The organism is Streptomyces sp. NPDC020996 (assembly GCF_040641355.1).
Taxonomy (GTDB): Bacteria; Actinomycetota; Actinomycetes; order Streptomycetales; family Streptomycetaceae; genus Streptomyces.
Genome location: NZ_JBFADM010000057.1, coordinates 11,863 through 36,961, shown reverse-complemented (window position 1 = coordinate 36,961; position 25,099 = coordinate 11,863). Strand labels below are relative to the sequence as shown.

Annotated in this window: 20 protein-coding genes; 14 read left to right on the top strand and 6 right to left on the bottom strand. The window is 74.0% G+C overall.

Annotation, left to right across the window (positions count from 1 at the left end):
• The first annotated feature begins 7 nt into the window (after window positions 1–7).
• From afsQ1 to AB0G63_RS30410, 5 genes are all read left to right on the top strand, one after another.
• Window positions 8–685: a two-component system response regulator AfsQ1 gene (afsQ1, locus tag AB0G63_RS30430; protein ID WP_360756705.1), complete on the top strand. Its 678-nt coding sequence runs from the start codon at window positions 8–10 to the stop codon at window positions 683–685.
• Complete coding sequence (locus AB0G63_RS30425) at window positions 682–2,244, top strand: HAMP domain-containing sensor histidine kinase (RefSeq protein ID WP_360756703.1); 1,563 nt, start codon at window positions 682–684, stop codon at window positions 2,242–2,244. Before afsQ1 ends, AB0G63_RS30425 begins: the two co-directional genes overlap by 4 nt.
• Window positions 2,244–2,846, top strand: a complete 603-nt coding sequence (locus AB0G63_RS30420) for a hypothetical protein (RefSeq protein WP_360756700.1) — start codon at window positions 2,244–2,246, stop codon at window positions 2,844–2,846. The genes AB0G63_RS30425 and AB0G63_RS30420 overlap by 1 nt, the downstream gene beginning before the upstream one ends.
• Before the next feature lie 644 nt (window positions 2,847–3,490).
• The gene (locus AB0G63_RS30415; RefSeq protein WP_360756697.1) at window positions 3,491–4,042 is read left to right on the top strand and encodes a VanZ family protein; all 552 of its coding nucleotides are present in this window, start codon (window positions 3,491–3,493) and stop codon (window positions 4,040–4,042) included.
• 92 nt (window positions 4,043–4,134) lie between these two features.
• Window positions 4,135–4,335, top strand: coding sequence for a PspC domain-containing protein (locus AB0G63_RS30410; RefSeq protein WP_360756695.1), 201 nt, complete (start codon window positions 4,135–4,137; stop codon window positions 4,333–4,335).
• Between the two features lie 87 nt (window positions 4,336–4,422).
• Here the strand turns inward: AB0G63_RS30410 and AB0G63_RS30405 are convergent, their stop codons facing one another.
• Together AB0G63_RS30405 and AB0G63_RS30400 are read right to left on the bottom strand one after the other, a co-directional pair.
• A complete protein-coding gene (locus AB0G63_RS30405) occupies window positions 4,423–4,776 on the bottom strand; it encodes an ATP-binding protein (protein ID WP_360756692.1) in 354 nt (117 codons plus the stop codon).
• 140 nt (window positions 4,777–4,916) lie between these two features.
• Entirely contained in the window at window positions 4,917–6,080 is a 1,164-nt protein-coding gene (locus tag AB0G63_RS30400) for an adenosine deaminase (RefSeq protein WP_360756689.1), read from the bottom strand.
• Between the two features lie 113 nt (window positions 6,081–6,193).
• Here AB0G63_RS30400 and AB0G63_RS30395 point away from each other — a divergent pair, with 113 nt between their 5' ends.
• Window positions 6,194–6,955 carry an alpha/beta hydrolase gene (locus tag AB0G63_RS30395; RefSeq protein ID WP_324788968.1) on the top strand — a complete coding sequence of 254 codons (762 nt, stop codon included), beginning with the start codon at window positions 6,194–6,196 and terminating at the stop codon, window positions 6,953–6,955.
• A gap of 899 nt (window positions 6,956–7,854) precedes the next feature.
• Here AB0G63_RS30395 and AB0G63_RS30390 read toward each other — a convergent pair.
• The 3 genes from AB0G63_RS30390 to AB0G63_RS30380 form a co-directional block, all read right to left on the bottom strand.
• Window positions 7,855–8,997: an acetamidase/formamidase family protein gene (locus AB0G63_RS30390; RefSeq protein ID WP_360756686.1), complete on the bottom strand. Its 1,143-nt coding sequence runs from the start codon at window positions 8,995–8,997 to the stop codon at window positions 7,855–7,857.
• Between the two features lie 256 nt (window positions 8,998–9,253).
• Window positions 9,254–11,587, bottom strand: coding sequence for a cytochrome P450 (locus tag AB0G63_RS30385; RefSeq protein WP_360756683.1), 2,334 nt, complete (start codon window positions 11,585–11,587; stop codon window positions 9,254–9,256).
• Between the two features lie 164 nt (window positions 11,588–11,751).
• On the bottom strand, window positions 11,752–12,834 hold the full coding sequence (locus AB0G63_RS30380; protein WP_360756681.1) for an NAD(P)-dependent alcohol dehydrogenase: 1,083 nt from the start codon (window positions 12,832–12,834) through the stop codon (window positions 11,752–11,754).
• Between the two features lie 235 nt (window positions 12,835–13,069).
• Here AB0G63_RS30380 and AB0G63_RS30375 point away from each other — a divergent pair, with 235 nt between their 5' ends.
• The 8 genes from AB0G63_RS30375 to AB0G63_RS30340 all read left to right on the top strand — a co-directional run bounded on the left by AB0G63_RS30375 (window position 13,070) and on the right by AB0G63_RS30340 (window position 24,238).
• A complete protein-coding gene (locus tag AB0G63_RS30375) occupies window positions 13,070–14,518 on the top strand; it encodes an aldehyde dehydrogenase family protein (RefSeq protein WP_360756679.1) in 1,449 nt (482 codons plus the stop codon).
• Between the two features lie 12 nt (window positions 14,519–14,530).
• Window positions 14,531–15,748 carry a helix-turn-helix domain-containing protein gene (locus tag AB0G63_RS30370; RefSeq protein WP_360756677.1) on the top strand — a complete coding sequence of 406 codons (1,218 nt, stop codon included), beginning with the start codon at window positions 14,531–14,533 and terminating at the stop codon, window positions 15,746–15,748.
• Window positions 15,749–16,608: 860 nt separating this feature from the next.
• Window positions 16,609–17,631 (top strand): zinc-binding dehydrogenase, encoded by a 1,023-nt coding sequence (locus AB0G63_RS30365; RefSeq protein WP_360756674.1) that lies wholly within the window; start codon window positions 16,609–16,611, stop codon window positions 17,629–17,631.
• Window positions 17,628–19,004 (top strand): amidohydrolase family protein, encoded by a 1,377-nt coding sequence (locus AB0G63_RS30360; RefSeq protein WP_360756671.1) that lies wholly within the window; start codon window positions 17,628–17,630, stop codon window positions 19,002–19,004. The genes AB0G63_RS30365 and AB0G63_RS30360 overlap by 4 nt, the downstream gene beginning before the upstream one ends.
• Window positions 19,005–19,473: 469 nt before the next feature.
• Window positions 19,474–20,562 carry a BMP family ABC transporter substrate-binding protein gene (locus tag AB0G63_RS30355; RefSeq protein ID WP_360756668.1) on the top strand — a complete coding sequence of 363 codons (1,089 nt, stop codon included), beginning with the start codon at window positions 19,474–19,476 and terminating at the stop codon, window positions 20,560–20,562.
• Window positions 20,563–20,592: 30 nt separating this feature from the next.
• A complete protein-coding gene (locus AB0G63_RS30350; RefSeq protein WP_360756666.1) occupies window positions 20,593–22,149 on the top strand; it encodes an ABC transporter ATP-binding protein in 1,557 nt (518 codons plus the stop codon).
• A complete protein-coding gene (locus tag AB0G63_RS30345) occupies window positions 22,146–23,327 on the top strand; it encodes an ABC transporter permease (protein WP_360756663.1) in 1,182 nt (393 codons plus the stop codon). Before AB0G63_RS30350 ends, AB0G63_RS30345 begins: the two co-directional genes overlap by 4 nt.
• Window positions 23,324–24,238: an ABC transporter permease gene (locus tag AB0G63_RS30340; protein ID WP_360756660.1), complete on the top strand. Its 915-nt coding sequence runs from the start codon at window positions 23,324–23,326 to the stop codon at window positions 24,236–24,238. Before AB0G63_RS30345 ends, AB0G63_RS30340 begins: the two co-directional genes overlap by 4 nt.
• Window positions 24,239–24,811: 573 nt before the next feature.
• Here the strand turns inward: AB0G63_RS30340 and AB0G63_RS30335 are convergent.
• Window positions 24,812–25,099, bottom strand: a 288-nt coding sequence (locus tag AB0G63_RS30335) for a hypothetical protein (protein WP_360756658.1), incomplete at its 5' end; no start/stop codon positions are given.

The window sequence follows — 25,099 nt, the reverse complement described above, 5'->3', positions numbered from 1 at the left end:
GAGCCTCGTGCCTTCCCTGTTGCTGATCGAGGACGACGACGCCATCCGGACGGCCCTGGAGCTCTCACTGACGCGCCAGGGACACCGGGTCGCCACTGCTGCCACCGGTGAGGACGGCCTGAAACTGCTGCGCGAGCAGCGGCCGGACCTCATCGTGCTGGACGTGATGCTGCCCGGCATCGACGGCTTCGAGGTGTGCCGGCGCATCCGGCGCACCGACCAGTTGCCGATCATCCTGCTGACCGCGCGCAACGACGACATCGACGTGGTGGTCGGGCTGGAGTCCGGCGCCGACGACTACGTCGTCAAGCCCGTGCAGGGGCGGGTGCTCGACGCCCGGATCCGGGCCGTGCTGCGGCGCGGCGAGCGGGAGGCGAACGACGCGGCGAGCTTCGGCAGCCTCGTCATCGACCGCGCGGCGATGACGGTGACGAAGAACGGCGAGGACCTGCAGCTCACCCCGACCGAACTCCGGCTGCTGCTGGAACTGAGCCGGCGGCCCGGGCAGGCGCTGTCGCGGCAGCAGCTGCTGCGGCTGGTGTGGGAGCACGACTACCTCGGCGACTCGCGGCTCGTGGACGCCTGCGTCCAGCGGCTGCGCGCCAAGGTGGAGGACGTTCCGTCGTCGCCGACGCTGATCCGTACCGTCCGTGGTGTCGGCTACCGGCTGGACGCGCCTCAGTGACGCGACCGCACGGGGGGTTCCGCGGCTGGTCCGCGGCGCGCAAGGGAGTCTGGTCGCGGCTGCGCTTCACCAGCCTGCGGCTGCGGCTGGTGGTCGTGTTCGGGCTGGTGGCGCTGACCGCCGCCGTGTCGGCGTCCGGGATCGCGTACTGGCTCAACCGGGAGGCCGTCCTCACCCGCGCCCAGGACGCGGTGCTGCGCGACTTCCAGCAGGAGATGCAGAACCGCGCGGGCGCGCTGCCCGTGCAGCCCTCACAGGACCAACTGCAGCGCACCGCCGGCCAGATGGCGGGCAGCAGTCAGCGCTTCAGCGTGCTGCTGGTGGCGGAGGACACCGACGGCAGGACCGTCTACGGCACCTCGGGCGCCCTGAACGGCTTCTCCCTGCGGGACGTCCCCGAGTCGCTGCGCGCGGCGGTGGACAAACGGCACACGGTCGGCTCCGGCGACAAGCACGCCTACCACCTGTACTGGCAGCGCGTCGTCGAGCACGGCACGCCGTACCTGGTGGCCGGCGCGAAGGTGATCGGCGGCGGCACGACCGGTTACATGCTCAAGTCGCTGGAGCCGGAGGCGAAGGACCTCAACTCGCTGGCCTGGTCGCTCGGCATCGCCACCGGGCTCGCCCTGATCGGCTCCGCGCTGCTCGCGCAGGCCGCCGCGACGACCGTGCTGAAGCCGGTGCACCGGCTCGGCGTGGCCGCCCGGCGCCTCGGCGAGGGCCGGCTGGACACCCGGCTGCGCGTGTCCGGCACCGACGAACTCGCCGACCTGTCGCGGACGTTCAACAACGCGGCCGAGGCGCTGGAGAAACGGGTCGCCGACATGGCCGCGCGCGACGAGGCGTCCCGCCGCTTCGTCGCGGACATGAGCCACGAGCTGCGGACGCCCCTGACCGCCATCACCGCCGTGACGGAGGTGCTGGAGGAGGAACTGGAGTCGGAGGGCGGCGGCATCGACCCGATGGTCGAGCCCGCCGTGCGCCTGGTCGTCAGCGAGACCCGGCGGCTGAACGACCTGGTCGAGAACCTCATGGAGGTCACCCGGTTCGACGCGGGCACCGCCCGGCTGGTCCTCGACGACGTCGACCTCGCCGACCAGATCACCGCCTGCATAGACGCGCGGGCCTGGCTGGACGCCGTGGACCTGGACGCCGCGCGCGGCCTGCACGCCCGGCTCGACCCCCGCCGCCTCGACGTGATCCTCGCCAACCTCATCGGCAACGCCCTCAAGCACGGCGGCTCCCCGGTGCGGGTGTCCGTCCGCGAGGCGGCCGACGAGATCGTCATCGAGGTGCGGGACCACGGCCCCGGCATCCCCGAGGACGTCCTGCCGCACGTCTTCGACCGCTTCTACAAGGCGAGCGCCTCCCGGCCGCGGTCCGAGGGCAGCGGCCTGGGCCTGTCCATCGCCCTGGAGAACGCCCACATCCACGGCGGCGAGATCACCGCCGCCAACTCTCCCGACGGCGGCGCGGTGTTCACGCTGCGGCTGCCGCGGGACGCCTCCTCGCTGACGCAGGAGACCGCCGAGGGCGCGGGCACGAAGGGGGGAGCCTGATGACCGTACGGCGCCTGCTGGCGCTTCCCGTCCTCGCCGTGCTGCTGTCCGGCTGCGGCATACGGGCCACCGAGGTGCCGACGGACTTCGGGGCGGCGCCCTCCCGGGTGCAGTGCTCGTCGGCCGGGCCGGACGTCTCCGCGCAGCCGTCGGGCGGGCTGGACGTGCGGGTGTTCCTGCTGTGCGGCTCGTCGCTGGTCGCCGTCGACAGGTCGGTGCGCGTCCCGGACGGCGCGGCGGACTCCCGGCGACGGGTGCTGGTGGCGCAGGGGCTGCTCGACGAGCTCGCCGCGACGCCGTCGTCCGCCGAGCAGGCGGCCGGGTACGTCACGGACGTGCGCGGCGGCATGACCGCGGGCGGACCGCGGACCGGCGACCCGGAGGACACGCTGCGCCTGAGCGTCGCGCCCGGCGGCCTGACCTCGGCCGCGCTCGCCCAGGTCGTGTGCACGTTCTCCGACTCGGCGGCCGCCGAGAGTGACGGCTCGGTGGTCCTCGGCGGTCCGGGCTCCGCCCCGCCGCGCCGCTACGAGTGCACCGACGAGGTCCGCTCCCGCCCGGGCACGGAGCAGCCACCCTCCAGCGCGGTGACGGAGGGCTGACCCGCCGCACGGCGGACGCGCGGTCCGCCCGGTCCGCCCGGCGGACGCCCGGTCCGCCCGGTCCGCACGGAGGGCCCGGTCCGCCCGGAGGGCCCGGTACGACTGGCCCGCCGGTGCCACTGGCCGACCCGGTCCGCCGGTGCCACTGGCCGACCCGGCCCGCCGGTGCCACTGGCCGACCCGGTCCGCCGGTCCGCCAGTCCGCCCAGAGGGCCGACGGCTGACCCAGCCCGCACGGCCGGACCGACCGCTGACCTGCCGCACGAGCGGAGCGACAGGCTCCCGCCCAGCCGGCCGACGGCTGACCCGGCCCGCACGGCCGGACCGACCGCTGACCTGCCGCACGAGCGGAGCGACAGGCTCCCGCCCAGCCGGCCGACGGCTGACCCAGCCCGCACGGCCGGACCGGCCACTGACCCGGCGCTCGGCGGACCGGCCGCTCGCCTGCCGCACGGCGGACGGACAGCTGACCCGCCGCACGGCGGACGGTCCGCCCGTCGCGGACGGAGGACTCGGCCGGCTCGGCGGACCGGCGCGGGACGTGCGCGGTGACGAGGGGCGTCGTCGGGGTGTGGCGCACGCCTCGTACAGGTACCTGGGGGTAACGCGGAACCGATCCTGCCGGGGGCCGCGTCTTGGGGGGCGTGCAGCGTCAAGGCTCCATCGGCGGCAGCGCCGCGATCCGCATGCGTGTGACAGGGGGTGTCCTCCTCGTCGCACACCTCGCGTTCGTCGCCTGGCTCACGCTGCGTCCGCTGGACGTCCCGTGGGTGATGCCCGCGAACCTCCGTCCGTTCGCCGGCATCCGTGCCGACCTGGCGCTCGGCGGGATGGAGGCCGCCCGGCGCATCGGCGCGGGCCTCGGTCTGCTCGCCCCGCTCGGCGTCCTGCTCCCGGCGGCCCACGGCAGACTGAACGCCTCCACGCTCGGCTCCCTGCTGCGCACGGTCGCCGCCGGCGCCCTGGTCTCCCTCGGCATCACGCTGCTGCAGACCGGCGTGCCCGGCCGCGTCCCGGACGTGGACTCGCTGCTGCTGAACACCCTGGGCGTGGCGGTGGCGCACCTGGCGGTCGTCCCCGCGGGACGGGCCCGGCTGCGCCGCAGGTCCGACCGCCGGGACCGCACGACCGTCCGGCAGGAGGAGCCGGCTCAGGGTCGGACCCCGACGATTCCCAGGGTCGGAATGGCCCCTTAGAGTGACGCTTTGTCCGGTTGCGAACCGTAGCGTTGAGGGCAGATGGGCAGCGAACCGGCCCACACCGACCCAGACAAAGGGGAGCGTTTACGATGACCGCCCTTGCCCGCCCCACGAACGACCGGATGATCGGCGGAGTGTGTGCTGCCCTGGCGCGGCGCTTCGGCACCTCCTCGACGACGATGCGGGTGATCTTCCTGCTGTCCTGCCTGCTGCCGGGCCCGCAGTTCCTGCTCTACATAGCGCTGTGGATCCTGCTGCCCTCGGAGGACAAGACCCGCACCGCCTGGTGAGCCGGAGCCGCGCACGCGCGAACGCCGGTGGGGCGCACTCCGTGGACAAGGGGTGCGCCCCACCGGAGCGTTCTCGGCGGCGGACGGTCAGCCGACCGGCAGACCGTTGACCGGCAGACCGTTGACGGGCAGCCCCTGCAGCGGCAGGCCGCCGAGGAGCCCGGAGACCGGCGCGGCGGGACCCTGGGCGAGCAGGTTGCCGACGGCCGGCCGGGCGGCGGCCAGCCCGTCGCGGGCCGCGGGCTGCGCCTGGGCCAGCGCCTGGCCGGCCGTCGGCACCGCCTTGCCCACGTTCTCCACGGGGAGCGTCTTGGTGACGCCGCCCAGGGCCTGACCGGAGTCCGGGAGGGCCGGGGCGGCGTTCGCGGCACCCGCACCGACGGCGGCGAAGGCGGCACCGAGGGCGGCGACGCCGAGGGTCTTGGCGGCAGACTGCTTCATGGTGAATGCGTCCTTGAATGGGATGACGGGGATGCGAGCGGTCCACGACCGTAAACACGACCGACCGCTCGCCGCAAACACCGAAATGCGGACGGTCTGTGAATACCCGTCCGCATTCCGTGCCGCCGAGGCTCCCCTGTTCAGCCCTGTTGCGCGACGGAACCGCTGGTGGAGGCGGTTTCCCGGAACAGCCATTCGGATTTCAGCGCCGCGTATCCCGGCTTGATGACGTCATTGATCATCGCCAGTCGTTCATCGAAAGGAATGAATGCTGATTTCATCGCATTGACGGTGAACCACTGCATGTCGTCGAGCGTGTAGCCGAACGCCTCGACGAGGTGCTCGAATTCACGGCTCATGCTGGTTCCGGACATCAGCCGGTTGTCGGTGTTCACCGTGGCCCGGAAGTGCAGCCGCCGCAGCAGCCCGATCGGGTGCTCGGCGTAGGAGGACGCCGCCCCGGTCTGCAGGTTGGAACTGGGGCACAGTTCGAGCGGGATGCGCTTGTCGCGCACGTAGGAGGCCAGTCGGCCGAGCCCGACCGAGCCGTCGGCACGGACCTCGATGTCGTCGATGATGCGCACGCCGTGCCCGAGCCGGTCCGCGCCACACCACTGCAGGGCCTGCCAGATGGACGGCAGCCCGAACGCCTCGCCGGCGTGGATGGTGAAGTGGTTGTTCTCGCGCTTGAGGTACTCGAAGGCGTCGAGGTGCCGGGTGGGCGGGTAGCCGGCCTCGGCGCCCGCGATGTCGAAGCCGACGACGCCCAGGTCGCGGTAGCGGTTGGCCAGTTCGGCGATCTCCAGGGCGCGGGCGGCGTGCCGCATCGCGGTGAGCAGGGCGCCGACGCGGATGCGGTGGCCGTTCTCGCGGGCGAGCCGTTCCCCCTCACGGAAGCCCTCGTTGACGGCCTCGACGACCTCTTCGAGGCTGAGCCCGCCCTCGAGGTGCTGCTCGGGGGCGTAGCGCACCTCGGCGTAGACGACACCGTCCTCGGCGAGGTCCTCGGCGCACTCGCGGGCCACCCGCACCAGCGCGTCCCGCGTCTGCATCACCCCGACGGTGTGGGAGAAGGTCTCCAGGTACCGCTCCAGCGAACCGGAGTCGGCGGCCTCGCGGAACCAGACGCCGAGCTTGTCGGGTTCGGTCTCGGGGAGCTGGGTGTACCCGTGCTCGCGGGCGAGGTCCGCGACGGTGCCGGGGCGGAGGCCGCCGTCGAGGTGGTCGTGCAGCAGAACCTTGGGTGCCCGGCGGATCTGGTCGGAGCTCGGGGTGTTCCCACTCTGGACAGTCTGGCTCGTCATTGACGCACTCTAACTCCTACGCGCGTAGATCACAGGGTGTACATCTGCGCCGATACGTAACGGTGACCGCACCGAAGGGTGGCGTACACCAGGCCTTCTGACACTGTTCTGTCATGGCACACCAAGCGACGCCGGTGCGGCGGGCCCGGCTGGGGAGAGCGCTCGGCCCGGAGCCGACGGCCGTGAGCGGGGCGGTACTGCTGCTCCCCAGCGGCGATGAGGCATCCGAGCGCAGGCCGTCTCCCATGTGGGCGACCGCCTCCATGCGGGCGCTCGGCCGCAGGCTGGCGCGGGCCGGCCGGGACGAGGGCCTGGCCACACATGTCGTGCACTACCGCTACCGCGGCTGGAACGGCAGCGAGGCCCATCTGGCCCAGGACGCGTCCTGGGCCGCCGACGAGATCGTCCGGCGCTACGGCGACGTCCCCGTCTGCCTCGTCGGCGTCGGCATGGGCGGCCGGGCCGCGCTGCGGGCGGCCGGGCACGAGGCCGTCAGCTCGGTCCTGGCGATCGCCCCCTGGCTGCCGGAGGAGGACGTGGCGGCGTCGCCGGAGCCGGTGAAGCAGCTCGCGGGGCGGCGCGTACTGATCGTGCACGGCACGAACGACGAGCGGACCGATCCGGAGCTGTCGTTCCGGCTGGCGGCCCGCGCGAAGAAGGCGAACCGGGACGTGTGCCGGTTCGAAGTGCACTCCGACGGCCACGGGTTGCACCAGTACCGCAGTGAAGTGCACGCGCTGGCCGAGGACTTCGTGATGGGGGCACTGTTCGGGCGGGCGTTCTCCCGGCCGGTGGTGGACGCGTTCGCGGCACCGCCGCCGCTGGGACTGCGGATGCCACTGGCCGCGGGCTTCGGCAAGTCACTGCGCCGGTAAGACACGGCTTCGGGCCGACGCGGGCGCCTGGCCGACACGGGCGACGCCCGGGCGACGGGCCCGGGTGGCGGGCCCGGGTGGCGGGCCCGGGTGGCGGGCGCGACGCCGGCCCGGGCGAGGGCTCGGGTGGCGGGCCCGACGACGGCCCGGGCGAGGGGCTCGGGTGGCGGGCCCGACGACGGCCCGGGCGACGCGCTCGGACGACGGCCCGAGTGACGAGCCTGGCTGACGGGCTCGGGTGGCGGGCCCGACGACGGCCCGGGCGACGCGCTCGGACGACGGCCCGAGTGACGAGCCTGGCTGACGGGCTCGGACGACGGCCCGGATGACCGCCCGGATGACAGGCCCGGACGGACCGAGTAACGCCCTCGGACCACAGCCCGGTTGACGGACTCGGACGACGGGCCGGGTGACGGACTCGGACGACGGACCGGATGACGGACCGGATGACGGACCGAGTGACGGACCGGATGACGGACCGAGTGACGGACCGAGTGACGGACCTGGGCGACAGACCAGATGACAGAACCGGACGACAGACCGAGTAACGCCCTCAGACGACAGCCCGGTTGACGGACTCGGACGACGGGCCGGATGACGGACCGGACGACAGACCGAGTGACGGACCTGAGCGACAGACCAGATGACAGGCCCGGACGACAGGCCGAGGGACGACAGGCCGAGGGACGACGGGCCGAGGGACGACGGGCCGAGTGACGCGCTCGGACGACGGCCCAAGTGAGGGGCCGGGGTGACACGCTCGGACGACGGGCCCGGGCAGCGAATCCGGGGGACGGGCCCGGGGTCGCAGTGGGGTGGCCGGGGCCGGGCGGTCGCGGGGGCGCCGGGGCGGGGCTCGGCGTGCCGTCCGGCTCGGGTGGCGTGCAGCGGTGCGGTGGTCAGCGGGGTCGGGTGACCTCGCGGAAGTCGGACTTGCGGATCTTTCCGTGGATGCCCTTCACGCCGTCGACGACCTGGGAGACGGCGAAGTCGCCCGCGGCGCTGAGGTAGGCCATCGCCAGGTGGCGGTCGATGCCGTAGTCGGTCATGAGCAGGTCCAGCGCGCAGCGGACGCAGTCGCGCATCGCCTCGTCGAGGTCCTCGTGCAGGCCGATCGGCACGAGGTGGTCGTCGGTCTCGGCGAACGGGGCCGTGCGGCCGTTGCCGGGGCGCTGGGCGGCGCCGCCGGGTATCACCTCCAGCCTCACGGTGGCCCGCAACGAAGCCTCGAACGCGGTGAGGGCGATCTCGCCGTCGCCCTGGGCGAAGTGGGGGTCTCCGAAGTAGACCAGCGCGTCGTCGACCTGGACGGGGAGGAAGAGGGTGGCGCCCTCGCCGAGGAGGGCGACGTCGATGTTGCCGCCGTGCCGTCCCGGGGGCACCGAGTGGGGACGCTGGTCGCCGGGCACGGCAACGCCCATCACGCCGAGGAACGGCCGCAGCGGGAACCGCAGGGAGCCGCGGGAGGGGTCCCCCGGGTCCACCGCCATCCGGCCCCAGGCGCCGTCGCGGTCCGCGTGCGCGGTGGCGAAGGTCATCACCGGGCCCGGCAGCGCGGGCATCTCGCCGGGGAGCGCGCCGAAGCCGTGCCGGGCGGAGACCAGGCCGTACGGGACCCGCGGGGTCAGTCCGAGGACGGTCACGGCGAGCAGGTCGCCGGGGCGGGCGCCGGCCACGGCGATCGGGCCGGTGACGAGGTGCGGGCCGTCGTCGTCGAAGTCGTGCGGCATGCCGGAGTCCGCGATCTGCTGGACGTCGTCGAGCACATGGGCGCCGCCGACGCCGTAACGGGCGAAGAACTCACGCGGGTTGCGGCCCTGGTCCTCCAGGACTCCCTCGTGGCTGAGCGTGTCGACCGTGACGACGGAGCCCGGGTGGACCGCGGCGACCGGTGCGTCCGCCTCGCACGGGAGGCGGCCCCAGAGGGTGTTGCCGGGGGTGGCCGGGACGTAGGCGCTCGACGGGATCGCTCCGCGGCCGGGCTGGAGGATCGGGAAGCCGGTCGCGGCAACGTCGAGGAGGGGCGAGTCGGTCGCTGTCATGGCCCACCTTTCGTGGAAGGGATGGGCCGACGCTATGAACGTCCCGTTGCCTTGGCGTTTCGGGTGCGGGTCCGTACCGTAACCGCGTCACGTATTGCGATATGGTGTCTCGCGATCGGTTCCACTGTGGTGGGGGCCGGGTGCGCGTGCGCGCAGGCCGCAGCGCGGTCCGGCGGGGGGTGTCGTGACGACAGGGCCTGGTGCCGGACCGCGCTGCGGCGGGTGACGGTGGGTCGGGGGGCGGGCGGGCCGGGGCTCAGAGGTCGAGGACGAGCCGGTCGCCCCGGCAGCGGCCGACGCAGATCATCATCGTGCGCCCGGCGTCGCGTTCCTCGTCGCTGAGCACGGAGTCGCGGTGCTCGGGCGTTCCGGCGAGGACACGGGTCTCGCAGGCGCCGCAGTACCCCTTCTCGCAGTCGTAGGACAAGCCGCTGACGGCATCGCGCAGGATCTCGATGAGGCGGCGGTCGGCCGGCACGGTGAGGGTGCCCCCGGTGCGTGCGAGGCGCACCTCGAACGGCCGGTTCGCCGTGGTGTCGAAGGCCGTCTCGAGTTCGTCGCCGGCGGCGAAGCGTTCCAGGTGCAGCCGGTCGGTGAGGCCCAGGCGGGCGGACTCGCGCTCGACCGCCGCGAGCATGGGGGCGGGTCCGCACGCGTACACCGCGGTGTCCGCGTCCAGTGCGCCCAGCAGCCGGGGGAGGTCCGGCAGCCCGGCCTCGTCCTGCGGCAGGAGGGTCAGCGCGTCGCCGGCGACGGCGGCGAGTTCGCCGGCGAACGCCATCGTCGCGCGGGTGCGTCCCCCGTATACGACGGAGAACGGCGTGCCGCGTCCGGCGGCCTCGCGGACCATGGCCAGGATCGGTGTGACGCCGATGCCGCCGGCGAGGAACAGATAGGACGGCGCGTCCACCAGCGGGAAGTGGTTGCGCGGCCCGCGCACCGTGAACGTGGCTCCCGGGCGGGCGAGTTCGTGGAGCTCGGCCGACCCTCCCCTCCCCCGGGGCTCGCGCAGGACACCGATCCGCCACGTCGTGGTGTCGGCGGGGTCCCCGCACAGCGAGTACTGGCGCAGCCGGCCCGAGGGCAGCCGCAGTTCGACGTGCGCGCCGGGCCGCCACGCGGGCAGTTCGCCCCCGTCCGGCAGGCCGAGGCCGACGGCCACGACGCCCTCGGCCGCCGCGCGCACCGAGGTCACCCGCAGCGGGGTGGGCGCGGTCAGCGCGCGGGCCGCGCCCGTCGTACCGGTCGCCCGGGGGCCGGGGGTGAAGACCACCGGGATCGCGTCCCAGCCGGACTGGTTGCCGCGCGTCGGGTAGGGCACCAGGCCTTCCTCGATCACCCGGTAGTCGGGCAGCCGGGTCAGGACCTGCGTCATCATCGCGCGGAACATGGCACGGGCGAGGTGGGCGCCCGCGCAACGGTGCGATCCGATGCCGAAGCTGAGGTGCCGGCTGGCGTCGCGGTCCAGCCGTACCTGCTCGGGGTCGGGGAAGACGGCGGGGTCGTGGTTCGCGGCGACCCACGGGATCAGCACCCGGTCGCCCGCGTGCATCGGGCAGCCGCCGACCTCGGTGTCCCGGGTGACCGTGCGCGCCATCGACTGCGACGGGGCGAACGCGCGGAGGAATTCCTCGGTCGCCGTGTCGAGCAGATCGGGGGATTCGGTCAGCCGCCGGCGCTGCTCGGGGTGGCGGGCCAGGTGCACGAGGGTCGATCCGGTCAGGGATGTGGTGGTGTCGACACCGCCCGCGATGAGCAGGCCGATCACGGACACCAGTTCGTCCTCGCCGAACTCGCCGCCGTCGGCGGTCCGGCCGGCCACCAGCGCGCTGACCGCGTCGGCCCGGGGCGCCGTGCGGCGTTCGGCGATCAGTTCGCGGATGCGCCGGTCCATGTAGGCCAGCCCGGCGGCCCCGCGTGCGGCGCGCTCACTGTCGGCGGGCGCGGCGAAGATGTCGTGCACCGGACCGGCCAGCTTCGCCCAGTCGTCCTCGGGGAAGCCGAGCCAGTCCAGGGTTACCGCGGCCGGCAGCGGGTTGGTGAGGTCGCGGACGAGGTCGCAGGAGCCGTGCTCGATGAACTCGTCCACGACGCGGGCGGCGTGACGCTCGATCATGGGAACCAGCCGCTCGACCGCCTCGGGGGTCAGCAGCGGGTTGATCAGCTTCCGGTACTCGGTCGACCGGGGCGGGTCGAGTTCGATCGGGTACTGCTCGAGTCCCGGGCCCTTGGGGATGACGATGCCGACTCCCTGGCCGCCGTGGTCGCTGCGGGCCGAGGAGAACGTCGCGTCGTCGCGGGCGATGCGGGCCACGTCGGCGTACCGCGTCGTGTAGTGGAAGCCGCCGTGTGCGGCCGAGCGGCCCACCGGGCAGCTCTCGCGGAAACGCGCGTAGTACGCGACCGGGTCGGCGTTGGCGTCGTCGGAGTGGTGGTCGAAGTCGCTGGGCTGATCGAGATGGCCGGGTTGCGCGGAATCCGTGTGCGGCTCGGCAGCCGTGTGCGGCTCGCCAGCCGTGTGCGGCTCGGAATCCGTGTGCTGCTCGGCAGCCGTGCGCTGCTCGGATGCGAAGTCGATGTCGGCGGACATGGTGGGCACGCTCCACGTGCTCGGACCTGTGCGCGGTGTTGTCCGGCCGCGCCACCGGATGTCTGCTGCCTCATCGGCGGTGCGGTCACCTTAAGGTGCCGCCGCCCGTGTGACAACGCCCCGCGGGACACCGTCTCGGCAGCCGGACGACGGCGCCCGGCAGGTCAGAAGGTCAGCACGGCCTTGCCGACCGAGCCGGACCGTACGGCCGCGACGGCCTCGTTGATCTGCTCGAAGGGGAAATAGGTGATCATCTTCTCGACGGGGAACCGGCCCTTGGCGTTGAGGTCGAGCAGCCGCGGCAGGAAGAGCTGCGGCAGGCTGGAGCCCGCGATGATGCCGGTCACCGTGCGGCCGTTGAGGATGCTGCGCCAGTCGAAGCTCATCGACTCGCTGGGGCCGACGCCGATGACACCGGCGCGGCCGAGCGGCCCGAGGGCCTCCACGGCGACGCGCAGGACGTCCTCGCGTCCGGTGGTGTCGATCACGAAGTCGAACCCCTCCGGGACGAGGGCGGCAAGTCGCCCGGCGGCGTCCCCCGCCGAGGAGTCGACGGTGTGCGTGGCGCCGAAGCCGCGCGCCGCCTCCAGCTTGGCCGGGTTCACGTCCACGGCGGCGACGACCTCGCAGCCGCTCAGTGCGGCGGCGATGACGGCGGCCACGCCGACGGCCCCCGCCCCGAAGACCGCGATCGACGAGCCGGGGCGCGGCTGCAGCACGTTGAGCACGCCGCCGGCGCCGGTCTGGAAGCCGCAGCCGAACGGCCCGGCGCGCAGCAGGTCCAGCGACGGGTCGATCCTGACGACCGCCCGCTCCGGTGCGACGACATGACTGGCGAACGACGACTGGCCGAGGAAGTGGGCGTTGACCTCGCGCCCCTCGTGGGTCACCGCGGTGGAGCCGTCGGGCCGGCGGCCGGAGAAGTTCACCGCGTCGAAGGCTCGGCAGTAGGCGGGCGAGCCGGTGCGGCACAGCGCGCACGTGCCGCACGACGTGAAGGACATGGTGACGTGGTCGCCGGGGCGCACCGAGGTGACGTGTGCCCCGACCTTCTCGACGACGCCCGACCCCTCGTGCCCGAGCAGCGCGGGTGTGGGGAAGAAGGTGGCGAACTCGAGGTCGGTACCGCAGATGCCGACGGCGGCGACGCGGACGAGCACCTCGTCGGGGCGGGGCTCTTCCAGGTCCACCTCGGTCAGGACGAACGGCTGTCCGGGTTGTTCCAGCAGAGCGGCGGTGGCGCGCACAAGGCCTCCTCGGTGACTCGCACTGTCCAGCGCTGCGTCCGGCTGACCCGCGCTGGGTCCGACTGGCTCACGACGACTCGCGACGACTCGCGGCGACTCGCAATGACTCCTCGCGACGACTCCTCGCGACGACTCGCAAGGACTTCTCGCGACGACTCGCAATGGCTTCTCGCGATGACTCGCAATGCGAGATCGCATATTGACATGCGCGATATGACCGGTCAAGGTTCCCCCTATGGCGGCTGTTGACTTCCCTTCTTCCCAGCACTTCATCGACGGCGAGTGGGTCGCGGCCCGCGACGGCGGCACGCTGGACGTCCTCGATCCGGCCACTCAGCAGGTGATCACCAGGACGGCCCGGGCGGGCGGTGCCGACGTCGACGACGCGGTCGCCGCGGCGCGCCGCGCCTTCCCCGCCTGGGCGGCGACCAACCCGAGCGAACGCGGGGCACTGCTCCGGCGCTGGGCCGACCTGATCATCGCCGAGGTCGAGGCGCTCGCGGCCGTGGAGGCGCGGGACGTGGGCAAGCCCCTGTCCGGGGGCCGGACGAACATCTACATCGCCCACGGCATCATCGACTACTTCGCCGGCGCGGCCGACAAGCTCACCGGAGTGACGCTGCCGACCCGCAGCCCCGACTACCTGGGCTACACGGTTCCCGAGCCGTACGGCGTGTGCGCCGTCGTCATCCCGTGGAACGTGCCCGCCGTGCTCACCGCGGCGAACGTGGCACCGGCGCTCGCCGCGGGCAACACGGTCGTCCTCAAGCCGTCCGAGATCGCGCCGCTGGCCCCGTTCGCCCTCGTCGAACTCGCCCGGCGCGCCGGTTTCCCGCCGGGCGTGATCAACGTCGTCACGGGGCTCGGCCCCGAGGCGGGCGTGGCGCTCACCTCGCACCCGGACGTCGGCCACATCAGCTTCGTCGGCTCCACCGCGACCGGGCGGGCGATCATGGCGGCCGCGGCGCAGAACCTCGTCCCGGTGAAGCTGGAACTCGGCGGCAAGTCGCCGAACGTGCTCTTCGCCGACGCCGACCTCGACACGGCGATCCCGGCGATCGTCGCCTCGATCACCGAGAACGCCGGCCAGAACTGCTACGCCGGCTCCCGGCTGCTCGTGGAGGCCTCGGTGCACGACGAGGTCGTGGAACGGGTCGCCGCCGCCATGGCCGCGGTCAAGACCGGGCCCTGGGAGGCCGACCTGGACATGGGTCCGCTGGTCAGCGCCGCGCAGTTCGACCGGGTCAGCGGCTTCCTCGCGGACGCCCCCCGGGAGGGGGCGCGGCTGGTCACCGGCGGCGCGCCCACGGGTGACGGCTGGTTCGTCCGGCCGACGGTGTACGACCGGGTGGACGCGGGCATGCGCGTCGCCCGCGAGGAGGTCTTCGGGCCGGTGCTCGCCGTCCAGTCCTTCCGCGACGCCGCCGAGGCGACCGAGCTGATGAACGCCACCGACTTCGGCCTGCTGGCCTGCATCTGGAGCAACGACATCTCCCGGGCGCTGCGGCTGGCGAAGGACGTCCGCTCCGGGCAGGTCGCGGTCAACCAGTTCCACGACGCGGGAGTGATCGGCTTCCCGTTCAACATGCAGAAGGACAGCGGCTTCAGCCGGGGCGGCGGGTACGCGGCGCTGCGCGAGTACACGCAGGAGAAGGGTGTGGCCGTCCGGCTGCTGGACCGCTGAGAGCGAGAGCCCATGGGTATCACCACCGTTGGAACCGTTGGAGCGTGGTCCGGAGCGGCCCGGGGAGGGCCGGGACCGGACGCCGAACCCGCCGCCCTGGAGCGGGAACTGACCGAGGCGGTGCTCGCCGGCGCCGCGCGCTCGGACGTGCTCCGCGCGCTGTGCGCAGCGACCGGGCGGCCCGCGCGCCTGCTGTCCGCGCGGGGCGTGCCGCTGGCGGCCACCGACGGCGGCGCGGGCGTGCCGGCCGCGGTGGCGCACGGCGTGCTCGCCGGCACCGCCGGGCCGGTGGTCGACACACTCGACGGGCTGCGGGCGACGGCGCTGCCGGTACGGGCCGGGGCGACCGTGGCCGGGGTGCTGCTGACCCTGGGTCCCGGTGATCCGCGGGTACGGGCGCTGGCGGGTGCCGCGGTCACCGCGCTGCTCATCGACGCCGTGCGCGCGGGCGAGGAGTCCGCCGAGGCTCCCCCTCGGCACACGCCGGCCGACGTCGTCGCGGCGCTGCGGTCCGGCACGGTGAGTCCGTCGCAGCGCGCGGCGGCCGCGTCGCTGGGGATCGATCCGCAGCGGCCGCCGGCCGGTGCCGTACTGCACTACAGCGGCTCCCGGCTGCGTGCCTGGTCGACCGCGCTGGCCTGGCTGGAGCACCCGGTGCAGCAGGAGGCGCGTACGGCGTGGACCGTGGTGCCGGGTGAGGCCGTGCTCGCCCGGCTGCGCAACCGGCTGCGCCTGATGACCGGCGACGAGTCGGCGGACCACGTCGTCGCGGCGAGCGGCTCCCACCCCGACTCGCCCGAGGACCTGGCCCGGTCCTTCACCGAGGCCGAACGACTGCTCGGCCTGGCCCGGACCCGGCACGTCCCGCTGCTCACCTACGACGGCTGCGGGGTCGTCCAGATGCTGCTGCCGCTCCCCCGCGCCCGGCTCGAGGCGTACGCCGAGGCGCACCTGGGGCCGGTTCTGCGGCGCCCCGAGCTGATGGCCACCCTGCGGGCCTGGCTGGCCGAGCGTGGCAGTCGGCAGAGCGTCTCCGAACAGCTCCACCTGCACCGCAACTCGGTGGGCTACCGGGTGCGGCAGATCAAGAACCTCCTCGGCACCGATCCCCTGCTGCCCGCCGCCGCCGCGGAACTCCATCTGGCGCTCGCGGCCCTGGACCTCCTCGCCGCCGACGACCGGCGCCTGTGCGGCGCCGACGACGACGATGCGGTGCCGGCCGGCCGCTGACCCCGTGCGAGACGTGCCGCCGCCCGGCCACCGACCCCACGGGCACCACGCCACCCCCAGGCCACCGACCCCACGGGCACCACGCCGCCGCCCGGCCACCGACCCCACGGGCACCACGCCGCCGCCCGGCCACCGACCCCACGGGCGCCGTGCCGCCGCCCGTCCGCTGCCCCCGCGCGCGACGCGCGCGCGTGCCCCACTACGCCCAGCCGCCGAACACGCGCCGCCGCCCGACCCACCGGCCCTGCCCGGCGACGCGCCGCCCGCCGCCGACGCGCGCGCACTACCTGCACGCGCATGACCATCCGCACCCGGCCGCCGACCCCGCACATGACACGCCGCCGACCGCCGCCGACCCCCGCGCGAGTGCCGTCCCCGGGCCACTGGCCCCGCGCGTGACGCGCCGCGACCCGGCCGCCGACCCCGGACACGACGCGCTGCCGCCCGCCACCGACCCCGCCCATGACCTGCACACGCGTGACCACCCGAGCCGGGCCGCCGACCCCGCACGTGACGCGCCGTCGCCCGGCCGGCCACCGGACCCCCGCATGACCTGCGCGCGGGGCGTGCCGACGGGCGGCCGCCGTGCGCCGTGCCGACAGGCAGGCGCGGCGCGCTGTGCGGCGCGTCGCCGGCGGGGCGGGCGCGTCCGTGTCACCGGGCCGCGCGTCCGTTTCCCACCCGCTCCGGCCTGCGCCGTGAGCGGTGCGGAGCCGAGCGCTCACACGAAAAACCTACGAAACGAAGATGTTCCACAGGAGCGTTGACACGGCCGTTCGGCGGGGGCAGAGTACCTCGCAATACGTTCCACCGACTCGCAATGCGAGACGGAAGAGGGAGGAGGGCAGCCGGTGCGAGCCATGGTGCAGACCGATTTCGGAGGGCCCGAGGCCGTGTCCCCGCGGGAAGTCCCGGAACCGGTGTGCGGCCCTCGCGACGTCGTCGTCGAGGTCGAGTACTGCGGGCTGAACCGCCTGGACCTCCTTCAGCTCAGGGGGCCGGGCCTGCTCCCCGACTTCCGCCTCCCCCACGTACCCGGCATGGACCTCGCCGGAACAGTGGTGGCGACCGGGACCGAGGTCGCCACCGTCGTCCCCGGTGACCGGGTCATCGCCGATCCCACCCAGGGCTGCGGCAGCTGCCCGCGCTGCGCGGTGGGCGACCGGGCGTACTGCGTCCGGCCGCGCGTCCTCGGCGGCAACGCCCCGGGCGCGCTGGCCGAGTACGTACGAGCGTCCGCGGAATCGATCGTCCAGGTCCCCGACTCGGTGCCGCTCGCCGCGGCCGTCACCCTGCCCACCGCCTACGCGACGGCGTGGCACGCGGTCCACACCCTCGGCCGGCTCGCCGCCGGTGAGACCCTCGTCGTCCACGCGGGCGCCAGCGCCGTCAGCCTGGCGGCCATCGGGCTCGCCAGGCGGGCCGGCGCCAGTGTCGTCGCCTTCGCCGGCAGCGACGCCAAGCGGGCCGCCGCCCGCGCGGCCGGCGCCGACCTGGTGCTGCCCAACGACGACCCCGACGCGGTGAAGACGGTGTCGGCGTTCACCGACGGCGCCGGCGCGGACCTGGTCCTGGACCACGTCGGCACCGACACCTGGCGCACCTCACTCGACTGCCTCGGCGTCCGCGGACGTCTGCTGATGATGGGCAACACCAGCGGTGACGAGGTGTCCTTCTCGCTCCGGGAGGTCTTCCACCGCGGCCTGAAACTGCTGGGGGCCGGCGGCTACACCTCGGCCGACTTCGTCGCCGCCACCTCGGCCTGCTTCGCCGACGGCCTGCACCTGCCCACCGCCGCCCGGTTCCCGCTCGGGGACCTGGCCGAGGCCTGGGACGTGCTCGCCGCCCGCGACACCGTCGGCAAGGTGGTGATCGAGCCGTGACCGATCTGCTGATCACGGGCGGCGACGTCGTCACGATGGATCCCGCCCGGCGCGTCCTCACCCGTACGACGGTCGCCGTGTCCGGCGACAGCATCGCCGCGCTCGGCACCGCCGGGGAACTGCGCGCCCGCTTCCCGGGGGCGCGGGAGATCGACGCGTCGGGCTGCGTGGTGATCCCGGGCCTGGTCGACGCCCACCAGCACACCACCGTCGACCCGCTCGTGCGCAGCATGATCCCGGACGACATCGGCTCGCAGGAGTCGATCTTCGACTGGATCGTCCCGCTGCACGCCGCCGCCGACGGCGACGACGACGAGCTGGCCGCGACGATCACCGCCGTGGAGTGCCTGTCCCGGGGCATCACCACGGTGCTGGAACCGGGCACGGTGGCCTTCCCGGAACGCGCCGCCGCGGGCCTCGGCGCCGCGGGCGTCCGCGCGCGGGTCGGCGGCTGGGGCTGGGACGCCGAGGGGGTGCCGCTCGGCGCGCCCGCCGACGAGGTACTCGCCCGGCAGGAGGACATCGTCCGCTCCCTGCCGGCCACCGGTCCGGTCACCGGCTGGGTGACGCTCGTCGGCCACGACCTCGTCAGCGACGAACTCCTCACCGGGGCGACGGCCCTGGCCGAACGGCTCGACACCGGACTGACCTGGCACATCTCGCCGGGCCCCGCCGACGTCGACGCGTACGCGCTGCGCTGCGCGCGCCGCCCGGTGGTCCACTTCCGTGAACTGGGGGTGCTCGGCCCGCGCCTGCTGCTGGGCCACGCCGTGTGGCTCGACGACGCGGAGGTCGACGCGATCCTGGAGACCGGTACCGCGGTCGCCGCCTGCCCGGGCGCCTATCTGCGGCTCGCCCAGGGGTACACGCGCGCGTCGCGCCACGCCGAACTGGTGCGGCGCGGCGGCCGGGTGGCGCTGGGCTGCGACGCGCACAACGCGGGCGACGCCCCGGACGTCCTGCTGGCCGCCTACCTGTTCGCCGCCCTGGAACGCGACCGTGACCTGCCCGACCCGGTCCGCGCCGAGCAGGCCTTCGCCCTCGCGACCGTGGACGGCGCCGAGGCGATCGGGCTCGGCGACCGGATCGGCTCCCTCGAGGTGGGCAAGGCCGCCGACATCGTCGTACTGGACACCGCCGATCCCGCCTGGATGCCCAGGGGCGACCTGGCCCGCCAGCTCGTCTGGGGTCATGTCTCCCGCACCGTCCGGGACGTGCTGGTCGACGGCCGTGTCGTCGTCCGCGACCGGCGGCCGACCGGCGTCGACCTGGCGGCCGTCGCCGAGGCCGCCGCCGAACGCTCCGCCGCCCTCCTGCGGCGGGCCGGCCTCACCCCCCGCCCGGCCTGGCCCCAGCCGGTGGCCACCCGGTAAGCCCGGCCCGGCCCGGAGAACCGGCGGCCACCCAGGGAGGGAGACCAACCGTTGAACGTCATCGACAGGGCCGGGCCCGCGCCGGCCCCGGCCTCCGGGCGCACCGGTGCGGAGGCCGCCGCACATCCCCGCGGCGCCGCACACCCCCGCGGCGCCGGCCGGGCGGACAGCGCCGGCCGGCGATTACTCCGCCGGCATACCGGGCGTACCCGTCGTGCTCGCCGCGGCCGTCGGCACCACCGCTGACGACCCGGCCGTCTCCGCCCCCGGGCGGACCCGCCGTCCCATCACCCCACCCGGCGTCACGACCGCCCACCCGGCGTCACCACCACCCCGCCGGGGCGGCACCACCGACCGACACCCCGAGCGCCTCCCCTCGCCCCCTTTCGAAACCCCCGAGCGACTCCACTCAGCGACTCCACTCAGCCACACCCCCGAGCGACACCCCTGAGCGAATGGAACGACGCACATGACCACGAGAAGCACCCTCCGCCGTCCCCGAGCCGCGGTCGGCCTCGCCCTCGCGGGAGCCCTCGCGCTCGCCGGCTGCGCGAGCAACGACGCGACCGCCGCCAAGACGGACACCTCGGCGAGCGACAGCAGCGGCAAGGGTCTCAAGCAGCCCGACCTCAACGGCGACGGCAAGGTCGTCATCGGCGTCCTCAGCCCCGGCGACATCAACGACCACGGCTACTACCAGAGCTTCGTAGACGGAGCGGACGCGTTCGCCAAGGAGAAGGGCTGGAAGGTCATCAAGCGCGGCAGCGTCCCCGTGAACGACGCGCTCAACGCGGCCCGCGCGCTGTGCCAGCAGAACGTCGACCTGGTCGCGCTCGGCGCGAGCGAGCTGAAGACCGCCATCCCCGCCTCCGAGCAGCCGGTCTGCGCCAAGACCGCCTGGTACGTGCCCTCGTCGGCGAACATCGACCAGACCCCCAAGATCATGCTGTCCGCCGACGACCCCAACCAGTCCATGCTGGTCGCCGGCTACGCCGCGGGCCTGAAGATGAAGACGGCCGGCGACACCAAGGCCGGGTTCATCACCGGCGCCAAGGCCGACTTCAGCGTCGCCGCCGCCAAGGCCTTCCTGGCCGGCATCCGCGAGGTCGTCCCGAAGGCGAAGCTGACCACCACGTACACCGGCGACTTCAACGACTCGGCCAAGGCCAAGGAGGCCACGCAGGCGCAGATCAGCCAGGGCGCCAAGGTCGTCTACCCCTACCTCGGCGGCGCGACCGACGCCTCGGCCCAGCTGGCGAACTCCAACAAGGTGCTGACCCTCACTCCGGGCACCGACCGCTGCGACTCGACCGCCCCGAAGTTCGACATCTCCGTCATCTTCAGCCCCGGTGACTACTTCCGGGCCGCGCTGGAGGAGTTCGCCAAGAACAACCTGAAGATGGGCACCACACGCGTGTGGCAGCTGGGCGTCGACCCCTACCCGACCGTCAAGATCTGCGACCCCAAGGGCGACGAGGCCCAGCAGCTGGCGGACTTCATCAAGAAGATCGGCAGCAAGGAGATCGACCCGGCCGCCGAGGTCAAGCGCCTTGGCTGATCTGCCGACCCCGACGAGGAAGATGCAGCGATGACACCGACGGCCTCAGCGGTTCCCCTTCTTGAGCTGCACGGCATCACGAAGTCCTACGGCTCGGTCACGGCCTGCGACGCGGTGGACCTCAGAGTCGACGCCGGCGAGATCCACGGACTCCTGGGCGAGAACGGGGCGGGCAAGTCCAGCCTCATGAAGGTCCTGCTCGGGCTGGTCCGGCGGGACGCCGGCCGAGTCCTGGTGCGCGGTGAGGAGGTCGCGCTCGACAGCCCGCAGGAAGCGGCCGAGCTGGGCATCGGCATGGTGCACCAGCACTTCAGCCTCATCGACGCGCTGGCCGTGTGGGAGAACGTGGCGCTCGGCGACAGCGGCAAGGTGGACAAGCAGGCCGTCTGCGCCGAGATCGCCGAGGTCTCCGCGCGGTACGGGCTGCCGATCGACCCCGAGGCCCGCGTCGGGACCCTGTCGGCCGGCGAGCGGCAGCGGGTCGAGGTGGTGAAGTGCCTGCGGCGCGACCCACAGATCCTGATCCTCGACGAGCCCACCTCGGTGCTCACCCAGGCCGAGTCGGAGGAACTGTTCGCCGTACTCGGCCGGGTGGTGCAGGAGGAGGGGCGCGCCGTCATCCTCATCAGTCACAAGCTCGCCGAGATCGCCCGGGCCACCGACCGCGTGACGGTCCTGCGCAAGGGCCGGGTCGCCTTCCGGGCGGTCACCGCCGAGACCACCCCGCAGCTGCTCGCCCAGCAGATGGTGGGCCGAGAGGTGTCGCTGGGCGAGGAGGGCGCCGCCCTCGGCCTGCTGCCGGTGCGCAGCACGCGCACCGGGCGGGACGGCGGCCACGACAGCGGCGGGCACGTGCTGCGCCTTGCCGGACTCACCGTGGAGCACGGCGGGGTCAGGGTGCTCGACGGCGTCGAGCTGACCGTCGGCGCGGGCGAGATCGTCGCCCTCTACGGCGTCGAGGGCAACGGCCAGGCGATGCTCGGCGATGTCCTCTCCGGGCTCGTCGTGCCGACCGCCGGCACCGTCGAGGTCGCCGGGCAGGAGATCGACGTGACCCGGCCCGGCGCGCTGTCGAAGGCCGGCCTCGGCATCGTCCCGGAGGACCGGCACCAGAGCGGCGTCGTCCTCGACATGAGCGTCGCCGAGAACCTGACCATGAAGTCGCTCGACAAGGTCAGCGGCCGGTTCCTGGTGCGGCGGCGGGCGATGCTGGCCGAGGCCCGCCGCCTCGCCGACGAGTTCAACATCGTCACGCCGTCGCTGGACGCACCGGTGCGCAGCCTCTCCGGCGGCAACCAGCAACGGGTCGTGCTCGCCCGGGAGTTGTCGGGCCACACCCGCGTCCTGGTGGCCGCGCAGCCCACCCACGGGCTGGACGTCGGCGCCATCGAGGACATGTACGCCCGGCTGCGCGCGGCGGCCGCCGACGGCGTAGGAGTGCTGCTCATCTCCACCGAACTGGAGGAAGTCATGGCCCTGGCCAGCTGGATCGCGGTGATCTCCTCCGGGCGGATCACCGGCGCGCTTCCCGTCTCCGAGGCGACCCCCGAGCGGCTCGGCATGCTGGTCGGCGGTGAGGCCGCATGAACACCGCCTCCCTGCCTGCCCCCGACGAGGTCGCCCGGCGCCTCCTCGCCCGGCTCCGTCCCGGGCGCGACGGCTGGCTGACGGCGGGCGTCACCGTCGCCCTCGTCGCCGTCGCCCTGGGCGCGTCCGCCGTGCTGCTGATGCTGACCGGCGCCTCGCCGGGCGCCTCGGTGGCCGCGATCTGGACCGGCAGCCTGGCCAACGCCACCGGCTGGACGACGACGCTGCTCAACGCGGCGCCGCTGCTGCTGGTCGCGGTCGGCGCGTGCGTCTGCGCGGCGGCCGGCACGTTCAACATCGGCCAGGAGGGCCAGGTGCTGATCGGCGGCCTGGCCGGAGCCTGGGTCGGGCTGCGGCTGGCCATGCCCGGACCGATGCTGGTCGTCGTGGTGATGGCCGCCGCGGCCGTCGGCGGCGGCGCCTGGGCCGCGCTCAGCGCCCTGATGTACCGCTACCGCGGCGTCAACGTCACGGTGAGCACCATGCTGATGACGTTCCTCGCCCTCCAGCTGGTCACGTTCGCGGTCAGCACCCCGTGGTTCCTCCAGGAGAGCGCGCAGGGCTCATCCGGCATCGCCGACGCCCAGTCCAACCCGCTGCCCGCGGGCGCCCGGCTCGCGGACTTCGGGCAGTACCCGTCGCTTCAGCTCAACGCGGGCCTGTTCATCGCGCTCGCCGCCGCGGCCGGCGTGGCCCTCGTGCTGACCCGCAGCCGGTGGGGCTTCCGGGTACGCATGGTCGGGCTGAACCGGCGCACCGCCCAGCACGCCGGGGTCCGGGTGGCCGCGCTCAGCGGTCTCACCCTCACCCTGTCCGGCGCCTTCGCCGGTCTCGCGGGCGGACTGCTGCTGGCCAGCCCGGTCAGCACCAACCGGCTGCAGGGCGGACTCGCCGACAACGTCGGCTGGGACGGCCTGCTCGTCGCGCTCGTCGCCCGCAACCGTCCCCTGGTCGCGGTCCCGGTGTCGTTCGTGTTCGCCGTGCTGCGTTCCGGCGGCGACTTCCTCTCGGCGACCGGCGTGCCGTACTACCTCGTCGATGTCGTCAAGGCGCTGCTGGTCCTCGCGTTCGTCGTGCCGCCGCTCCTCGTAGACCTCTTCGGCGGGCGCCGCGGAGCCAGGCCGTCGGCCGAGCCCGCCGTGTCCGTCGTCCCGGCCAAAGTGAAGGTGGTCGCGTGAGCGCTCTGGACAGCACCTCCACCATTCTCGCGAGCGGCGTCCGGCTGACCGTGCCGCTCGCCCTCGCCGCCTGCGGCGAGTACGTGGCCGAGCGGGCCGGCACGATGAACATCTCCGTCGAGGCCATGATGCTCGGCTCCGCGTTCACCTCCGTCGCCGCCGCGAGCGCGACCGGCAGCGCCACCACCGGCCTGCTCGTCGGCGTCCTGACCGGTCTCGTCATCGGCTTCGTGCACGGCAACCTCTCGCACCGGGCGCAGATCAACACCTTCGTCGTCGGCCTCGTGCTGAACGCGCTGGTGCTCGGTCTGACGAGCTACCTGATCACGACGCAGCAGTTCTCCTCGCACCAGGTCGGGGTGCTGTCCATCCCGCTCCTTGAGGACATCCCGGTCATCGGCAAGCCGCTGTTCGCCGTGCGCTGGCCCGCCTACCTCCTGATCCCGCTGATCGCGCTGACCTGGTGGCTGGTGGAGCGCGGGCGCTGGGGCCTGGAACTGCGGGCGGTGGGAGAGAACCCGCAGGCCGCCGACGTCACCGGCATCAAGGTCAACCTGCGGCGCCGCCAGGCACTGCTGTGGTGCGGCGCGATGGCCGGTCTCGGCGGCGCGTACCTGGCGGTCGGCGAGGTCGGCTCGTTCAACCAGAACATGACCGCCGGGCGCGGCTACATCGTCATCGCCGCGGTCATCTTCGGGGCGTGGCGGCTGGGCCGGACCCTGCTCGGCTGCCTGGTGTTCGGCCTGTCCGACGCGCTGCGCATGGCGCTGCCGCCGCTCGGGATCACCCTCAACGCCCAGCTGCTCGTCGCGGCTCCGTACCTGCTGGCGCTGCTGGCCATGCTGCTGTTCACCACGCAGCACCGGGAACCGGCCGCGCTGGGACGGCCCTTCGAACGGGGGTCGGCCTGACCGACGGATCCGGCACGGACAAGGCCGGCCCCGCACGCTCGCGGGGCCGGCCTCCGGCATGGCGTGACGACCGGCGGGCCGGGCGCGGCGGACGGCATGGCGCCGCCCGTCGCCGTGAAGCACCGGCTCGGCCTCCGACGTACGGCAGCCAGGCCGGCCTCCGCCCTGCGGCAGCCGGGCCAGCCTCCGCCCGGAGCACCGGCTCGGCCTCCGGCATACGACAGTCTGGTCAGCCCCCGCCGTACGGCAGCCGGGCCGGTGTCCGGCGTACGGCAGCCGGGCCGGCCTCCGCCCTGCGGCAACCGGGCCGGTGTCCGGCATACGGCAGTCTGGTCAGCCCCCGGCATATGACAGCCGGCCCGGCACCCGCCGTACGGCAGCCGGGCCGACCTCCGCCGTACGGCAGCCGGGCCGGCCTCCGCCCTGCGGCAACCGGGCCGGTATCCGGCGTACGACAGCCAGGCCGGCCTCCGCCTGGAGCACCGGCTCGGCCTCCGGCATACGGCAGCCGGGCCAGCCCCCCGCCCTACGGCAGTCGGGCCAGCCTCCAGCCCGGTCGGCCTCCGCCGTGCCTCAGCCGGGCCGGGCCTCCGCCTTGGAGCAGCCGGGCCGGCCTCCGCCCTGCGGCAACCGGGCCGGTATCCGGCGTACGACAGCCAGGCCGGCCTCCGCCTGGAGCAGCGGCTCGGCCTCCGGCATACGGCAGCCGGGCCAGCCCCGGCCGTACGGCAGCCGGGCCGACCTCCGCCGTACGGCAGCCAGGCCAGCCTCCGCCCTGCGGCAACCGGGCCGGTATCCGGCGTACGACAGCCAGGCCGGCCTCCGCCTGGAGCAGCGGCTCGGCCTCCGGCATACGGCAGC

Coding starts and splice junctions, on each gene's coding strand:
- AB0G63_RS30420 (WP_360756700.1), top strand. CDS start 2,244: ATGACCGTACGGCGCCTGCTGGCGCTTCCCGTCCTCGCCGTGCTGCTG.
- AB0G63_RS30410 (WP_360756695.1), top strand. CDS start 4,135: ATGACCGCCCTTGCCCGCCCCACGAACGACCGGATGATCGGCGGAGTG.
- AB0G63_RS30405 (WP_360756692.1), bottom strand. CDS start 4,776: ATGAAGCAGTCTGCCGCCAAGACCCTCGGCGTCGCCGCCCTCGGTGCC.
- AB0G63_RS30400 (WP_360756689.1), bottom strand. CDS start 6,080: ATGACGAGCCAGACTGTCCAGAGTGGGAACACCCCGAGCTCCGACCAG.
- AB0G63_RS30395 (WP_324788968.1), top strand. CDS start 6,194: ATGGCACACCAAGCGACGCCGGTGCGGCGGGCCCGGCTGGGGAGAGCG.
- AB0G63_RS30390 (WP_360756686.1), bottom strand. CDS start 8,997: ATGACAGCGACCGACTCGCCCCTCCTCGACGTTGCCGCGACCGGCTTC.
- AB0G63_RS30385 (WP_360756683.1), bottom strand. CDS start 11,587: ATGTCCGCCGACATCGACTTCGCATCCGAGCAGCGCACGGCTGCCGAG.
- AB0G63_RS30375 (WP_360756679.1), top strand. CDS start 13,070: ATGGCGGCTGTTGACTTCCCTTCTTCCCAGCACTTCATCGACGGCGAG.
- AB0G63_RS30370 (WP_360756677.1), top strand. CDS start 14,531: ATGGGTATCACCACCGTTGGAACCGTTGGAGCGTGGTCCGGAGCGGCC.
- AB0G63_RS30365 (WP_360756674.1), top strand. CDS start 16,609: ATGGTGCAGACCGATTTCGGAGGGCCCGAGGCCGTGTCCCCGCGGGAA.
- AB0G63_RS30355 (WP_360756668.1), top strand. CDS start 19,474: ATGACCACGAGAAGCACCCTCCGCCGTCCCCGAGCCGCGGTCGGCCTC.
- AB0G63_RS30350 (WP_360756666.1), top strand. CDS start 20,593: ATGACACCGACGGCCTCAGCGGTTCCCCTTCTTGAGCTGCACGGCATC.
- AB0G63_RS30345 (WP_360756663.1), top strand. CDS start 22,146: ATGAACACCGCCTCCCTGCCTGCCCCCGACGAGGTCGCCCGGCGCCTC.